Source organism: Pseudomonas guariconensis, assembly GCF_024127895.1.
Classification (GTDB): domain Bacteria; phylum Pseudomonadota; class Gammaproteobacteria; order Pseudomonadales; family Pseudomonadaceae; genus Aquipseudomonas; species Aquipseudomonas guariconensis_B.
This window is the reverse complement of record NZ_JAMYBK010000037.1, coordinates 26756-40408: the sequence shown is the minus strand read 5'-3', so window position 1 is coordinate 40408 and position 13653 is coordinate 26756. Positions and strand designations below refer to the sequence as shown.

Sequence of the window (13653 nt, the reverse complement as noted above, 5' to 3'; positions counted from 1 at the left end):
ACAGAGTGGTCGAGTCGATCACAAGTAATGTGGTTTGCAGGGGCCCGTGGGAGCGGGCTTGCCCGCGAACAAGGGCGTAGCCCTTGCCATATGTCGGTGGTGTCAGGGCTGGCCCAATCGCCGGCAAGCCGGCTCCTACAGAGTGGTCGAGTCGATCACAAGTAATGTGGTTTGCAGGGGCCCGTGGGAGCGGGCTTGCCCGCGAACAAGGGCGTAGCCCTTGCCATGCACCGGTGATGTTGGGGCCAGCCTTTTCGCGCGCTAGCGCAACAGCTTGCTCTGCAACACCTCGGAGCGCCGCCCGAGCACGCTCTCGCTGATCTGCACGAACTCCTCGTTGCTGACGCTGGACAACCGCATCAGCGCCTGGGTGACGTCATCCAGCGAGCGCTTGTCATGGGTATGCAGGCGGATCTCGCGGTCCAGCGCCTGGAGCAACAGCACGCCGCGGGCCACCTGGGCGGCGTCGGCCTTGTCGCCACGCAGGCGGGTGACCTTGGCGCCCTGCTGGTGCAGGCGCGCCTGCAGGGCCTGGTAGCGGTCGTCGCCCATGCCGCCGGCACGACGCAGCAGCTCGGTGGCGTAGTAGTCGGCCAGGCTTTCGCCCAGCCAGTCGCTGCCATCCCGGTCATTGACTTGGGCGAACAACTGCACCAGCTCGCGCAGCAAGGGGCTGGTGCCGCTCTCGCCGATCAACGGACGGCTGCTGTGCACGTACAGGGAGTTGTGCCCACTCAGGACCCCGCGCCACATCTCGTCACGCGCGCCAACCAGCAGCAGCTTGGGCGGGTTGCGCGGAAACACCGCCTGCAACTGGGGCCAGACGAACGTCAGCAGGGTCAGGGTGTCCATGCGCCGCATGCCCTGCCCTTGCGGCGCGGCCACGGTCACCTCCGTCTCGCCCAGGCGCGCACGGCGGCTGCCGAGGTTGCCGGCCAGCATCCAGCCGGTGGGGCGGTCGAACAGGCGCGAGACATTGTCGAGGCGAAACTTGTGCTTGCCGATACGCGGCCAGGCGGTCTCGACGCTCTTCCAGCCCTCGGGCAGCTCGAACGCCAGGCGCGCCACCAACTCGGTGCCATCCTGCTGGTCGAGGCGCGCCGCCGGCACCAGCTGGTCGCCGCGAAACAGCGCCCAGCGCGGGGTGATGCGGCTTTCATAGGTAACGCCCTGGGGCTTCTGGTCCAGTTGCACGCGGTAACTGAGGCTGGCCTTGCCCGGGGCCGGGTGCCAGATCCCCCGTTGCGCCTGCACCTGCCATTGGCCATCGGCCAGGAAGCCGCTGTAGACGCCGCCCTTGCCCAGGTCGAAATCCAGGCTGCGCACCGCGCTGCCATCGGCCAGGACCAGGCGCACCTCGGCCTGGCCGCTCTGGGGCAGCAGGCGCACCTGGTAATCCAGGTCGACCTTGCGCGCCCAGGCGGGGAAGCAGGCCGTCAGGCCCAGGACCAACAAGAGGTGGCGACGCATACAGAAACTCCTTTTTCCCAGACGCGACAGGCCCAGGCAGCTCAACCGGCGCGAAAGATCAGGTGGTCTTCCCAGTCGTCTTCGTCCACGTCGTTCTCGCTGAGCATACGCCCCGACTGGGAAATACGCTGCTCATGCACTTGTTTGCGATCACCGCAAACCAGATGATGCCAGGTCGGCAGGTCCTTGCCTTCGCTGACCAGGCGATAACCGCAGGTGGTCGGCAGCCACTTGAACTGGTCGGCCTTGCCGGGGGTGAGCTGGATGCAGTCCGGCACCTGGGCGAAACGGTTGGGGTAGTCGCTGCACTGGCAGGTGTCGAGGTCCAGCAGCTTGCAGGCAATGCGCGTGTAGTAGACGCTGTTGTCGTCCTCGTCCTCGAGCTTCTGCAGGCAGCACAGGCCGCAGCCGTCGCAGAGCGACTCCCATTCCCGGGGATCGAGTTGCTCGAGGGTCTTGCGCCGCCAGAAGGGCGCGTTGTCAGCGATCATCACAGGTTTCCTGCATAAGGCCAGCGACGAGCGTCAAGCAAGCGCGGGCGCGTAACGACTTCTCTGGTGGCGTGCAGCTCGATGCTTGCTGCTGGCATCTGCCACGGCGGCGCCAGTCTAGAGCCTGTCCCCGGTCAATGCCAGACCGCTTGTCAGCGGCGAGCGGACGCAGTAGCGTGCGCGCTTTCCCTTCCCTTGCAGGAGCGACCCATGAGCGCCAACCCGCGCATTGCCGACTACGCCATTAACGAGCAGTTCATCAACCGCTGGTCGCCACGGGCATTCACCGCCGAGCCGATCAGCCAGGAAACCCTGCTGGGCTTCCTGGAAGCCGCGCGCTGGGCACCTTCGGCCTACAACTCGCAACCCTGGCGCTTCCTCTATGCCCGCCGCGACACGCCGAACTGGGAGCGCTACCTGGGCATCCTCAACGAATTCAACCGCAGCTGGGCCCAGCACGCCTCGGCGCTGGTGCTGATCATGTCCAAGACGACCTTCACCGCCCCGGGCGCCAGCGAGCAAACCCCGGCGCTGTGGCACACCTTCGACACCGGCTCGGCCTGGGGCCACCTGGCCCTGCAGGCCAGCATCAGCGGCTGGCACACCCACGGCATGGCCGGCTTCGACCAGGCGCTGGCGCGTCAGGCACTGAAGATCCCCGAGGGCTACGCCCTGCATGCGATGGTGGCGATCGGCAAGCTGGGCGACAAGGCAACCCTCGCCGAAGGCCTGCAAGCCCGCGAAGTCCCCAGCCCTCGCCGCCCCCTGAGCGAACTGGCCGCCGAAGGCGATTTCAACCTTCTCTAAGCGGCAAACTGCAAGCCTCAAGCTGCAAGAAGATCGATGTCGCCTCTGGACCGGGGCATGATCCAAGATCGAAAGCTCGGCACGATCTCTCTTGCAGCTTGAAGCTTGCCGCTCAATACCCCCGCCCGAAATCCACCTCTCCTCGCAATGCCCGGCCCGCCTGGTACGCCCGCACGTTCTCGACGAACAACCGCACCATCGCCGTCGGCGAGGTGGGGGCCGAACTGTGGCCGGTCAGCAGCAGGCCCCAGGCGGTCCAGAACGGGTGGCTCCGGGGCAAGGGCTCCTGGCGGCAGACGTCGATTACCGCGCCGGCCAAGTGGCCCTGCTTCAAGGCTTCGACCAAGTCGTCATCGACCACCGCCACGCCGCGCCCGGCATTGATGAACAACGCGCTGGGCTTGAAGCGCCGGAACAGCGCCGCATCGTACAAATCATGGGTCTGCGGGGTGTCCGGCAGCAGGTTGAGCACGTAGTCGGCCTGCTCCACCAACCGCGGCAACGCGTCCAGGCCAGCTACCTCGACGAACGGCGCCTGCTGGCGGGTACTGCTGGCGATGCCATGCAGGGACACCCCGAACGGCGCGAGCAGTTCCGCGACCCGCTGGCCGATGTCGCCGGTACCCACGACCAGCACCCGCCGCCCTTCCAGGCTGCGCCCGGGGCGGTCGTCCCAGCGCCGCTCGGCCTGGCTGGCCAGCCGCGCCAGTACGTCGCGCTCGTGGCCGAGCATGTAGGTCAGCATGTACTCGGCCATGACCTGGCCGAAGATGCCCACGGCACGGGTCAGACGGTAGTCGCGGGGCAACCCCTCGGCCAGCAGCGGGGTAACCCCCGCCCAGGTCGATTGCACCCAGCGTGGCCTGTGGCCCTGGCGCAGGAGGCTGGCCAGCAGGTCAGGCTGGCCCAGCCATACCGTGCATTCGGCTGCCTGGCGTGCCAGTTCGGCGGCGTCGCCGCTGGTCAGTACCTCCAGGTCTGGTGCCGCCTCGCCCAGCAGGCGGGCATAGTGGGCATGATCCTGTTCAGCGATCAGAACGCGCATGTCGAAAACCTTGGCAGACAACAACGAAGGCGGCCCGGCAGACGGACCGCTTGGCAGGGTGAGGCGAACGGCCCGGAATCAGGCCGGGTCGTTGCGGCGCAGCAGTTCTTCGGGCAGGTGCTCGATGTAGTCGTCCTCGGGCGGCGGCATCTGCAGGTGGTAGCCCTGGTTGTCGAGGTTCTCCAAGACCTTGGCGATGTCCTCGCGGGCCAGCTTGCGCTCGGGGGTGAGCACCAGGTCGAAGGCGTGCACCGGGGTGCCGAAGAACGGCAGCAGGCCCTCCGGCACACGCTCCAGGCCATCGGCCTTGAGCACGTAGAGGTACATCTCGTTCTTGCGTGGGCTCTTGTAGATCGAACAGATACGTTTCATCAGGATTCTCCGGCACCTGCCAGGCTGTCCAGCAGGGCCTGGCCCATGCGCTCGCGACGCCAGCCGCGCAGCGAATCGGGCAGTTGATAGGGGCCGTTGGGGAAGCCACTCTTGAGCAAGGCCTCCAGGGTCTTCTTGCGCAGCATCAGCTCCGGGGCGATGCCCAGGCGCTCGCCTTCGGCCTGGCCAACCCCGCGCAGGCGCTTGAGGATAGCGGCGGCCTCGATCGGCAGCGGCTCGGGCAACGCGGGCGGCCACTGCGCCTCGGGCAGGCTGGCGGCGCGCTTGATCAGCTCGAGGAGGAACTCGCCGTCCTGGCGGATGGTGCGCGGGTGCATGTCGTCGATCTTCGCCAGGGCCGACAGGCTGTCCGGCTGGTGCCTGGCCATGGGCCAGAGCGCGTGTTCGCGCAGGATGCGGTTGCGCGGCAGGTCGCGGCCACGGGCCTGGCGCTCACGCCAGGCGCACAGTTCGCGCAGCACCGCCAGCTGCTGGCGCGACAGCTTCCAGGCCAGCTTGACGTCGCGGTACAGGGCCTCGGGCTCGACCTCCCGGCGCAATTGGGCGACCAGCTCGGCGCCGTCCTCCAGCACCCAGGCGTACTTGTCGTCCGACAGCCGCGGGCGCAGGGCGGTGAACAGCTCGGCCAGGTGCACGGCGTCCTCGGCGGCATAGCTGACCTGGGTCTCGGACAACGGCCGCTGCAACCAGTCCGAGCGGGTCTCGCCCTTGGGCAGGTCGATCCCCAGGACCTCCTGCACCAGCCGCGAATAGCCCATGGAAAAACCGATGTTCAGGTAGCCGGCGGCCAGCTGGGTGTCGAACAACGGTTGCGGCAGCTTGCCGGTCAGGCGCAGGAGCACTTCCAGGTCCTCGCTGCAGGCATGCAGGACCTTGACCACGCCATTGTCCTCGAGCAGCCCGGCCAGCGGTTGCCAGTCGCCGATCAGCAAGGGGTCGATCAGGAAGGCCCGCTGACCGTCGCCGACCTGGATCAGGCCGGCCTTGGGATAGAAGGTGTCGACCCGCATGAATTCGGTGTCGAGCGCTACGAAAGGCAGTTCGCGCCAGGCCCGGCAGTGTTCGGCCAGGGTCTGGTCGTCACGGATCCAGTGTATTTCGATGGCCACGAGGCTCTCCCACAAACATTGGCGCGCAGTATATACGGCGCGGGGCCTGGGGGTGAAACCTGGCGGGCGATCGGCGCAGTCGCTCAGCCGGGCAGGTGCAGCTTGGCGTAGGGTTCGCGGTCGATGTCCAGCACTTCCACGCACAGCTGGATATCCAGCCCGGCCCTGGTCGGGATCGCCTCGCGCAGCACCTCCAGCAGGCTGCCGGACAGCTGCTTCTTCACCTGCGGTGAACGCCCGCTGAGGATCGCCAGGCGTACGTGGGCGAAGGCCCGCTCGCCCGGTGCGGTGCCTACCCGGTACTGGGCGAAAGCCTGGGCGCGGCTCTTGATGTCCAGCTCGTCGGCGAACTGGCCGCTGCCGACCAGGGCATGGTTCAGGCGCATGAGCAGCAGGTCGACGTTCAGGTCGCCCAGGTTGTCGCTGTATTCCAGGTTCAGATGAGGCATGGCGCGGGTTCCGGGTCACGGGAGGGAGTGCGACAGCCTACCCCAGTCCCTGACCTGCGCAAAGACGACTATCCTCAAGGTTCAGGACTTTTCGCCAACCCCTGACCCGAGGTGAAGAAATGCCAGTCCCGCATGATCTGCTCGCTGACCTGCACATTTGCGCTGAAGATTTCCAGGCGCTCATCGACAAGGACCAGACGCTGCATCAACTGCACAAGGAGTACAACGCCAAGGACAAGGAAGTGGTGGCCGCCGAAGGCAACGGTACTTCCGACGATGCGGTCAACCGCTTGCGCAAGGAGCGGTTGTTGATCAAGGACAAGATCGAACGGATCATCCATCCGCCCAAATCCTGACCCGTCCCACCGCCCCTTCGCGGGCCGGCCAGTCAAGTGGCATTGGGGCTGCTTTGCAGCCCATCGCCGGCAAGCCGGCTCCCACACAGTCCCTGCAAACCGCATCATCCAGGGTACGACTCGTACCTGTGGGAGCCGGCTTGCCGGCGATGGGGCGCGAAACGGCCCCAGGCACCTATACCGCCGCCGAAGCCTTGAGCGCAGTGTCCAGGTCATCGATCAAGTCGCGATGATCCTCGATCCCCACCGACAACCGCAGCAGGTTCTCGCCGATCCCCATCGCCTCCTTCTGCTCCGGGCTCAGGGAGTTGTGCGACATGCTCCAGGAGTGGTTGATCATGCTCTCCACGCCCCCCAGCGAGTCGGCCAGGACGAAGATCGACAGCGCCTCGACCAGCCGCTCGACCGCCGCCCGGCCGCCCTTGACCTTCATCGCCACCACCGCCCCACCGCTGCGCATCTGGCGCTTGCACAGCGCGTGCTGCGGATGGCTCTCCAGCTCCGGGTAGTAGACCTGCTCGACCTGCGCATGCCCTTCGAGAAAGCGCGCCACGCGCAGGGCGTTGGCGCACTGGCGCTCCATGCGCACGTCGAGGGTCTTGAGGCCGCGCAGGGCCAGGTAGCAGTCGAACGGCCCCTGGATCGCGCCAACGGCCATGCTGATCTTGCGCAGCCGCGCCAGCAGCGCGTCGTTGCCCGCCACCACCACGCCACCGATGAGGTCGGAATGGCCACCGATGTACTTGCTCGCCGAGTGCATCACCAGGTCCACGCCGAGGGTGATCGGCCGCTGGTTCCAGGGCGAGCAGAAGGTGTTGTCGATGCAGGTGAGGATGCCGTGCTCGCGGGCCAGGGCGCAGATGGCCTGGATGTCCACCAGGTGCAGCAACGGGTTGGTCGGCGACTCGATCCAGATCAGCCGGGTCTCGGGGCGGATCGCCGCGGCCACGGCCTGCAGGTCGTTGAGGTCGACGTAGGTGGTGGTCAGGCCCGAGGTGTGGCTGCGGTAGTCTTCCAGCAGGCGGAAAGTACCGCCGTAGACGCCGTTCATCACCACCACGTGGGCATCCTTGGGCAGCAGCTCCAGCACGGTGGCCGTGGCGCCCACGCCCGAAGCGGTGGCCACCGCGCCGACACCCTCCTCCAGGGCCGCGACGCAGGTCTCGTAGGCATGCCGGGTCGGGTTGCCGACGCGGCTGTAGGCGTACTCGGGGTTGTCGTCCAGGCTGCGCTTGATGAACGAGCTGGCGGTGACGATGGCCGGGAAGATGGCATTGTCGGCGACGCCGAACTGCTCGCCGGCATGGAGGGTACGGGTGGCGAAATTGCGTGGCTTGTCGGACATGATCGGGTCCATTGACTGGGAACGAGGCAGGTTGAAAGGCGCCACTATCGCATATCCGCCCTCATCCTCGTTGTATGGGGAACGAACATGTCACTGGCGACACACAAGCGTTCTCTTGTTTCTGCAACTGGGCTAATCTGGAGAACCTTTTTCTCCATCGAGCCCTTCACCGACATGGACAGTTTCGACCAGCACATCCTCACCCTGCTCCAGCGCGATGCCTCGATGTCCCTCAAGGACCTGGCCGAAGCCGTCAACCTGTCCACAACCCCTTGCTGGAAGCGGGTCAAGCGCCTGGAAGACGAGGGCTATATTCGCCGCCGCGTCGCCCTGCTCGACCCCGAGCGCCTGGGCCTGGGCCTGACGGTGTTCGTCCAGCTCAAGACCCAGCGCCACGACAGTGCCTGGCTCGAGCAGTTCGCCACGACGGTGACCGGTTTCGAGGAGGTGATGGAGGTCTACCGCATGTCCGGGGACTGGGACTACATGCTGCGGGTAGTGGTGGGCGACATCGCCGCCTACGATCGCTTCTACAAGAAGCTGATCACCAGCACCGACGGGCTGTCGAACATCACGTCCAGCTTTGCCATGGAGCAGATGAAGTACACCACGGCGTATCCGGTGCATCGGTGACACGAGGGCCGCTTGGCAGCCCAGGCTTCAAAGCACCACTTGGCTGATCCGCCAGCCCACGCTCTCACTCCACGGCGATCGCCGCCTCGATCCGGTTCCCCGCCTGCGCCTTCTCCAGCTTGATCGCCACGAACTTGGAGGTCGGCGTGTAGGTCCCCTCGCCATAGCTCTCCAACGGCACCAGCGGGTTGGTCTCCGGGTAGTACGCCGCGGCCTGGCCCTCGGGCAGGTCGTAGGGCACCAGGCGGAAACCCGACACCCGCCGCTCGCGCCCGTCCTCCCACAGCGACACCATGTCCACGTGCTCGCCAGGCTCGAAGCCCAGGCGGCGGATGTCCGCCTCGTTGACGAACACCACCTCGCGCAGGCCGAACACGCCCCGGTAGCGGTCGTCCAGGCCATACAGGGTGGTGTTGTACTGGTCGTGGGAACGCAGGGTCTGCAGGATCAGGTCCGGCTTGTCGCCACGGGCCAGCACCTGGGCGTTGACCAGTTGCTCGGGCAACTGGCTGGCGGTGAAGCGGGCCTTGCCGCTGGCGGTGCGCCAGGTACGTTCGGCCGCGCTGTTGCCCAGGTGGAAACCGCCCGGATGCTGCAAGCGCGCGTTGAAATCGGCAAAGCCCGGAATGACATCGGCGATCAAGTCACGGATACGCGCATAGTCGCCGACGACATAGTCCCAGTCGATCGGATGGTTGCCCAGGGTGGCCTTGGCCATGCCGGCGATGATCGCCGGCTCCGAGCGCAGATGCGGCGAGCGCGGTTTCAACTGGCCATGGGAGATGTGCACCATGCTGAAGGTGTCTTCCACGGTGACGCCTTGCGGCCCCTCGGCCTGCAGGTCGATTTCCGTCCGGCCGAGGCACGGCAGGATCAGCGCGTCACGCCCGGTCACCAGGTGCGAGCGGTTGAGCTTGGTGGCGATGTGCACGGTCAGGTCGCAGTTGCGCAGTGCCGCATGGGTGCGCGAGGTGTCCGGCGTCGCCTGGGCGAAGTTGCCACCCAGGCCGATGAACACCTTGGCGCGCTGCTCTTCCATGGCCTTGATCGCCAGCACGGCGTTGTGCCCATGTTCGCGGGGCACCTTGAAGTGAAAACGCTTTTCGAGGGCATCGAGCAGACGCACCGGGGGCTTTTCGTCGATGCCCATGGTGCGGTCGCCCTGCACGTTGCTGTGGCCTCGCACCGGCGACAGGCCGGCACCGGGCTTGCCGACGTTGCCGCGCAGCAGTTGCAGGTTGACGATCTCCTGCACGGTGGGCACCGAGTGACGGTGCTGGGTCACGCCCATCGCCCAGCACATGATCACCCGCTCGGCCTTGCGGTACATGCGCGCGGCCAACTCGATCTCGGCCTGGCTCAGGCCGGATTGCTCGATGATGTGCGCCCAGGGCGTGGCGTCCACCGCCGCCAGGTAGGCGTCGATACCGCTGGTGTGCTCGGCGATGAAGGCATGGTCGAACACCGCTGGCTCGCCCTTGGCCTGGGCCTCGCGCTCCCACTGCAGGAGGTACTTGGCGATACCGCGCATCACCGCCATGTCGCCGCCCAGGGCCGGACGGAAGTAGACGGTGTTGGTCGGCTCGGCGCCGTTGCTGAGCATCTCGAACGGGTGCTGCGGGTGCTGGAAGCGCTCCAGGCCGCGCTCCTTGAGCGGGTTGAAGCACACCACCTGGGCACCTCGCTTGACCGCCTCGCGCAGCGGTTCGAGCATGCGTGGATGATTGGTGCCGGGGTTCTGGCCGATCACGAAGATCGCGTCAGCCAGTTCCAGGTCATGGAACACCACGGTGCCCTTGCCGACCCCGAGGGTGCTGTTCATGCCCACGCCACTGGCCTCGTGGCACATGTTCGAGCAGTCGGGGAAGTTATTGGTGCCGTAGGCACGGACGAACAGCTGGTAGAGGAACGCCGCCTCGTTGCTGGCCCGGCCCGAGGTGTAGAACTCGGCCTGGTCGGGCGACTCCAGGGCGTTCAGGTGCTGGGCGATAAGGGCGAAGGCCTCGTCCCAACTGGTTTGCACATAGTGGTCGGTGGCCGCGTCGTAACGCATCGGGTGGGTCAACCGGCCCTGGTACTCGAGCCAGTAGTCGGTCTGCGCGGCCAAAGCACTGACGCTGTACTTGGCGAAGAACGCCGGGTCCACCGAGCGCCCGGTGGCTTCCCAGTTCACCGCCTTGGCGCCGTTCTCGCAGAACTTGACCATGTCGCTTTCCGGCGACTCGCCCCAGGCGCAGCCGGGGCAGTCGAAGCCACCGTTCTGGTTGGTCTTGAGCATGGCCCGCAGGTTCTTGAAGGCATTCTCGCTGCCCAGCCAGGCCTTGGTCACGCTCTTGAGCGCGCCCCAGCCGGCAGCCGGGCCCTTGTAGTCCCTGATGTGTTCGTCTTGGCTCATGCGGTGGATCCTCACGCGGGCATAGAAGTCACCGGATCGCTCGCCCGGTATTTTCGCCAGCCTAAGAAGCCTGGTATGAGCGCGTCCAATCGATATCCCCTACGGCACGATAAACCGTATCGATGATGGCGCGCAGACCACGGGGGGCGCGGCATGCACGGGTGATAGACGGGGCTGATCGCATAAGAGGGGAAAGCGATTTGACGGGGGTGCCCGCAGGTTATAGCTTGAACCTTGTCCGCGGCGAGCTCGCCGCTCAATTCACCCCCTCATTCGAGCGTGAACGTGGAACAGAACCCCCAGGCACTGATCGACGGCTTCAACCGGAGAATCGACTACCTGCGGATGTCGGTCACCGACCGCTGCGACTTCCGCTGCGTCTACTGCATGGCCGAAGACATGCAGTTCCTGCCGCGCCAACAGATCCTCAGCCTCGAGGAGCTGTACCAGGTGGCCGAGCGCTTCGTCGCCCTGGGCACCCGCAAGATCCGCCTGACCGGCGGCGAGCCGCTGGTGCGCCAGGGCATCGTCGGGCTGTGCGAGCGCATCGCCGCCCTGCCAGGCCTGCGCGAACTGTGCCTGACCAGCAACGGCTCGCAACTGGTCCGCCTGGCCGGGCCGCTGTTCGATGCCGGCGTCTCGCGCCTGAACATCAGCCTCGACAGCCTGAACGCCGAACGCTTCCGCAGCCTGACCCGCACCGGCGACCTCGACCAGGTGATCGCCGGCATCGACGCCGCGCGCCACGCAGGCTTTCGCCGTACCAAGCTCAACTGCGTGGTGCTCAAGGGCCGCAACGACCACGAGATCGTCGACCTGGTGCGCTTCGCCATCGACCGTGAACTGGACATCTCCTTCATCGAGGAAATGCCCCTGGGCGTGATCAGCGAGCACGAACGCGGCGAATCCTACTGCTCCAGCGATGAAGTCCGCGAGCGCCTGGCCGAGCACTTCACCCTGGTCGAGTCGGCCGAGTCGTCCCAGGGCCCGGCGCGCTACTGGCGCCTGGCCGAAGCGGTGAATACCCGGGTCGGCTTCATCTCGCCGCACAGCCACAACTTCTGCGCCACCTGCAACCGCGTGCGCCTGACCGTCGAGGGACGCCTGCTGCTGTGCCTGGGCAACGAGCACTCGATGGACCTCAAGCAGGTCCTGCGCGCCCACCCCGGCGACAGCGCGCGCCTGGAAAAGGCCATCCGCGAGGCCATGCAGCTCAAGCCCTACCGCCACCACTTCGAGGTCGGCGGCGAGGTGCAGATCCTGCGCTTCATGAACATGACCGGCGGCTGAGCGGCCGCCTCTGGAACCTCATGATCGTCCACCCCCGCCCCGATGTGCTGCGCCTGCTGTTCACCCTCAAGGGATCGATCGTCAAGCGCATCGCCCTGCGCTGCCTGATGGTCACCCTGCTGGCCGCCTTGATCGTGCTGGCCGAGCGGCACTTCCCGGCCTTTGCCTATCCGGTCAGCGCGACGCCGTTCACCCTGCTCGGGCTGTCGCTGTCGATCTTCATGAGCTTTCGCAACAACGCCTGCTACGACCGTTGGTGGGAGGGACGCAAGGCCTGGGGCCGGCTGATCATCGAGGTCCGCTCGTTCGCCCGCGAAAGCCTGGCGATCGCCGACGAACGCCTGCGTACCGAGCTGCTGCGCAGCCTGTGCGGCTTCGCCCACGCCCTCAACGCACGCCTGCGCAGCGAAGACGAGCTGCATGCCGCCCGGCCCTGGCTGAGCGATATCGACGCCATCAGCCCGCACAACCTGTGCGACGGTATCCTGCGCCAGGTCGGCGAGCACTGCGCGCGCCTGGCCGAGCGCCAGCAGATCAGCGAGTGGCGCTATACCCTGCTGGAGCAGCGACTGGTCGGGCTGTCGGACGTCCAGGCCACCTGCGAGCGGATCAAAGGCACGCCGCTGCCCTTCCCCTACACCCTGCTGCTGCATCGCACCATCTATATCTTCTGCCTGCTGCTGCCGTTCGCCCTGGCCGGGCCACTGGGCTGGCTGGCGCCGCTGTTCACCACCATCATCAGCTATACCTTCTTTGGCCTGGACGCCATCGGCAACGAACTGGAAGACCCGTTCGGCCGCGACCAGAACGATTTGCCGACCGATGCCCTGGTGCGCACCCTCGAGCGCGACGTGCTGGCGGCACTGGGGCATGAGCCACTGCCACCGGCGCTGGAGCCGGTGGATCATGTGCTCAGTTGATTCCCCAGAGGGCCGCTTCGCGACACAAGGCCGCTCCCACACCCTGCACCGCTTACGATCATCGTTGCTCCGTCGCCGCTCGATACTGCCGGGGCGTGAAGCCGGTCAGCTGCTTGAACTGCCGGCTGAAGGCGCTGTGGTCGGTATAGCCGCACTGCAGGGCGACCTCGGTGATCGGCAGTTCGGTGTGCAGCAGGCGGTGCGCGTGCTCCAGCCGGGCCTTGTGGATCATCTGCCGTGGCGTCAGGTGGAACACCCGCTTGCAGTAGCGCTCTAGCTGGGCGACGGAGAGGCCGGCGATGCGGGTCAGCTCGCCGAGGCTGATCGGTTGGTTGAAATGCCGGCGGATATGCTCGTCCACAGCGGCCAGGCGCTGGTAGGCCGGGTGCGTATCGGTGGCGGCCTGCAGGTCCACGGAAATCCCCACCAGGCCGATGATCTGGCCGGCGGTGTCGTATAGCGGCCATTTGTGAGTCAGGCACCAGCCCGGTTCGCGGCTGCCATACAGGTGCAGTTCCAACTGGTCCTCGAGGGTTGCCCCTTGCCTGAGCACCCGGCGATCCTGCTCGGTGTAGCCCGGCCCCAACTGCGCCGGAAAGACCTCGGCACTGGTCTTGCCCAACAGCGGCGCCAACGCCTTCAGCCCGCAGCGCTGCACCAGCGTGCGGTTGGCCAGCACATAGCGGGCCTGGTCATCCTTGATGAAGATCGCCGCGTCGGGGATGACATCCAACAGCGGCAACAGCGGTGCCACGCCAACCAACAGGGCTTCGATCGACTGCGGGCGATGTCGATCGAAGCCCTGGTAAAGCATCGACAGTGTCTCCTGCCTCATTCGCGTTCTCCGGCAACCTTGCGCCTGGCACCTTGCCGCAAGGGCCCGGCCGTGTCCACTGCGCCATGACGAAGCCGCGGACTGTGCCGATTTCGTCACCCACGCTGCAGAAAAC

14 protein-coding genes are annotated in these 13653 nt (G+C 66.4%); 5 read left to right on the top strand and 9 right to left on the bottom strand.

The features are described from left to right. Positions 1 to 261 precede the first annotated feature (261 nt). The gene (locus tag NJF35_RS23440) at positions 262 to 1470 is read right to left on the bottom strand and encodes a hypothetical protein (RefSeq protein WP_225790943.1); all 1209 of its coding nucleotides are present in this window, start codon (positions 1468 to 1470) and stop codon (positions 262 to 264) included. Between the two features lie 41 nt (positions 1471 to 1511). Further along, complete coding sequence (locus tag NJF35_RS23435; protein ID WP_225790942.1) at positions 1512 to 1961, bottom strand: YcgN family cysteine cluster protein; 450 nt, start codon at positions 1959 to 1961, stop codon at positions 1512 to 1514. 210 nt (positions 1962 to 2171) lie between these two features. On the opposite strand from NJF35_RS23435, the gene NJF35_RS23430 reads away from it, so the two are divergent. Continuing rightward, positions 2172 to 2768 carry a nitroreductase family protein gene (locus tag NJF35_RS23430; protein WP_225790941.1) on the top strand — a complete coding sequence of 199 codons (597 nt, stop codon included), beginning with the start codon at positions 2172 to 2174 and terminating at the stop codon, positions 2766 to 2768. Between the two features lie 112 nt (positions 2769 to 2880). Here NJF35_RS23430 and NJF35_RS23425 read toward each other — a convergent pair whose 3' ends face one another. The 4 genes from NJF35_RS23425 to NJF35_RS23410 form a co-directional block, all read right to left on the bottom strand. After that, the gene (locus NJF35_RS23425) at positions 2881 to 3813 is read right to left on the bottom strand and encodes a D-2-hydroxyacid dehydrogenase (protein ID WP_225790940.1); all 933 of its coding nucleotides are present in this window, start codon (positions 3811 to 3813) and stop codon (positions 2881 to 2883) included. A gap of 78 nt (positions 3814 to 3891) precedes the next feature. Continuing rightward, positions 3892 to 4185 (bottom strand): YcgL domain-containing protein, encoded by a 294-nt coding sequence (locus NJF35_RS23420; protein WP_015271354.1) that lies wholly within the window; start codon positions 4183 to 4185, stop codon positions 3892 to 3894. Continuing rightward, a complete protein-coding gene (gene rnd / locus NJF35_RS23415) occupies positions 4185 to 5315 on the bottom strand; it encodes a ribonuclease D (protein WP_225790939.1) in 1131 nt (376 codons plus the stop codon). Before rnd ends, NJF35_RS23420 begins: the two co-directional genes overlap by 1 nt. Positions 5316 to 5398: 83 nt before the next feature. Then, on the bottom strand, positions 5399 to 5764 hold the full coding sequence (locus NJF35_RS23410) for a 5-carboxymethyl-2-hydroxymuconate Delta-isomerase (protein ID WP_225790938.1): 366 nt from the start codon (positions 5762 to 5764) through the stop codon (positions 5399 to 5401). 119 nt (positions 5765 to 5883) lie between these two features. Between NJF35_RS23410 and NJF35_RS23405 the strand changes: the two genes are divergently transcribed. Next, positions 5884 to 6120: a YdcH family protein gene (locus NJF35_RS23405; protein ID WP_225790937.1), complete on the top strand. Its 237-nt coding sequence runs from the start codon at positions 5884 to 5886 to the stop codon at positions 6118 to 6120. Between the two features lie 175 nt (positions 6121 to 6295). Here the strand turns inward: NJF35_RS23405 and NJF35_RS23400 are convergent, their stop codons facing one another. Then, the gene (locus NJF35_RS23400) at positions 6296 to 7477 is read right to left on the bottom strand and encodes a trans-sulfuration enzyme family protein (RefSeq protein ID WP_225790936.1); all 1182 of its coding nucleotides are present in this window, start codon (positions 7475 to 7477) and stop codon (positions 6296 to 6298) included. Positions 7478 to 7639: 162 nt separating this feature from the next. On the opposite strand from NJF35_RS23400, the gene NJF35_RS23395 reads away from it, so the two are divergent. After that, complete coding sequence (locus NJF35_RS23395; RefSeq protein ID WP_225790935.1) at positions 7640 to 8098, top strand: Lrp/AsnC family transcriptional regulator; 459 nt, start codon at positions 7640 to 7642, stop codon at positions 8096 to 8098. A gap of 64 nt (positions 8099 to 8162) precedes the next feature. On the opposite strand, the gene NJF35_RS23390 is transcribed toward NJF35_RS23395, so the two are convergent. Further along, entirely contained in the window at positions 8163 to 10493 is a 2331-nt protein-coding gene (locus NJF35_RS23390; protein WP_253091535.1) for an FdhF/YdeP family oxidoreductase, read from the bottom strand. 285 nt (positions 10494 to 10778) lie between these two features. Between NJF35_RS23390 and moaA the strand changes: the two genes are divergently transcribed. Together moaA and NJF35_RS23380 are read left to right on the top strand one after the other, a co-directional pair. Continuing rightward, positions 10779 to 11783 (top strand): GTP 3',8-cyclase MoaA, encoded by a 1005-nt coding sequence (gene moaA, locus NJF35_RS23385; protein WP_225790855.1) that lies wholly within the window; start codon positions 10779 to 10781, stop codon positions 11781 to 11783. Positions 11784 to 11803: 20 nt separating this feature from the next. Then, positions 11804 to 12703: a bestrophin family protein gene (locus NJF35_RS23380; RefSeq protein ID WP_225790854.1), complete on the top strand. Its 900-nt coding sequence runs from the start codon at positions 11804 to 11806 to the stop codon at positions 12701 to 12703. Between the two features lie 58 nt (positions 12704 to 12761). Here the strand turns inward: NJF35_RS23380 and NJF35_RS23375 are convergent, their stop codons facing one another. Beyond that, on the bottom strand, positions 12762 to 13538 hold the full coding sequence (locus NJF35_RS23375; RefSeq protein WP_225790853.1) for an AraC family transcriptional regulator: 777 nt from the start codon (positions 13536 to 13538) through the stop codon (positions 12762 to 12764). Positions 13539 to 13653: the final 115 nt, after the last annotated feature.

Bases quoted from the DNA above. Each gene is read 5' to 3' on its own strand.
- NJF35_RS23440 (WP_225790943.1), bottom strand. From the start codon at position 1,470: ATGCGTCGCCACCTCTTGTTGGTCCTGGGCCTGACGGCCTGCTTCCCC.
- NJF35_RS23435 (WP_225790942.1), bottom strand. From the start codon at position 1,961: ATGATCGCTGACAACGCGCCCTTCTGGCGGCGCAAGACCCTCGAGCAA.
- NJF35_RS23430 (WP_225790941.1), top strand. From the start codon at position 2,172: ATGAGCGCCAACCCGCGCATTGCCGACTACGCCATTAACGAGCAGTTC.
- NJF35_RS23425 (WP_225790940.1), bottom strand. From the start codon at position 3,813: ATGCGCGTTCTGATCGCTGAACAGGATCATGCCCACTATGCCCGCCTG.
- NJF35_RS23420 (WP_015271354.1), bottom strand. From the start codon at position 4,185: ATGAAACGTATCTGTTCGATCTACAAGAGCCCACGCAAGAACGAGATG.
- NJF35_RS23410 (WP_225790938.1), bottom strand. From the start codon at position 5,764: ATGCCTCATCTGAACCTGGAATACAGCGACAACCTGGGCGACCTGAAC.
- NJF35_RS23405 (WP_225790937.1), top strand. From the start codon at position 5,884: ATGCCAGTCCCGCATGATCTGCTCGCTGACCTGCACATTTGCGCTGAA.
- NJF35_RS23400 (WP_225790936.1), bottom strand. From the start codon at position 7,477: ATGGACCCGATCATGTCCGACAAGCCACGCAATTTCGCCACCCGTACC.
- NJF35_RS23395 (WP_225790935.1), top strand. From the start codon at position 7,640: ATGGACAGTTTCGACCAGCACATCCTCACCCTGCTCCAGCGCGATGCC.
- NJF35_RS23390 (WP_253091535.1), bottom strand. From the start codon at position 10,493: ATGAGCCAAGACGAACACATCAGGGACTACAAGGGCCCGGCTGCCGGC.
- NJF35_RS23380 (WP_225790854.1), top strand. From the start codon at position 11,804: ATGATCGTCCACCCCCGCCCCGATGTGCTGCGCCTGCTGTTCACCCTC.
- NJF35_RS23375 (WP_225790853.1), bottom strand. From the start codon at position 13,538: ATGAGGCAGGAGACACTGTCGATGCTTTACCAGGGCTTCGATCGACAT.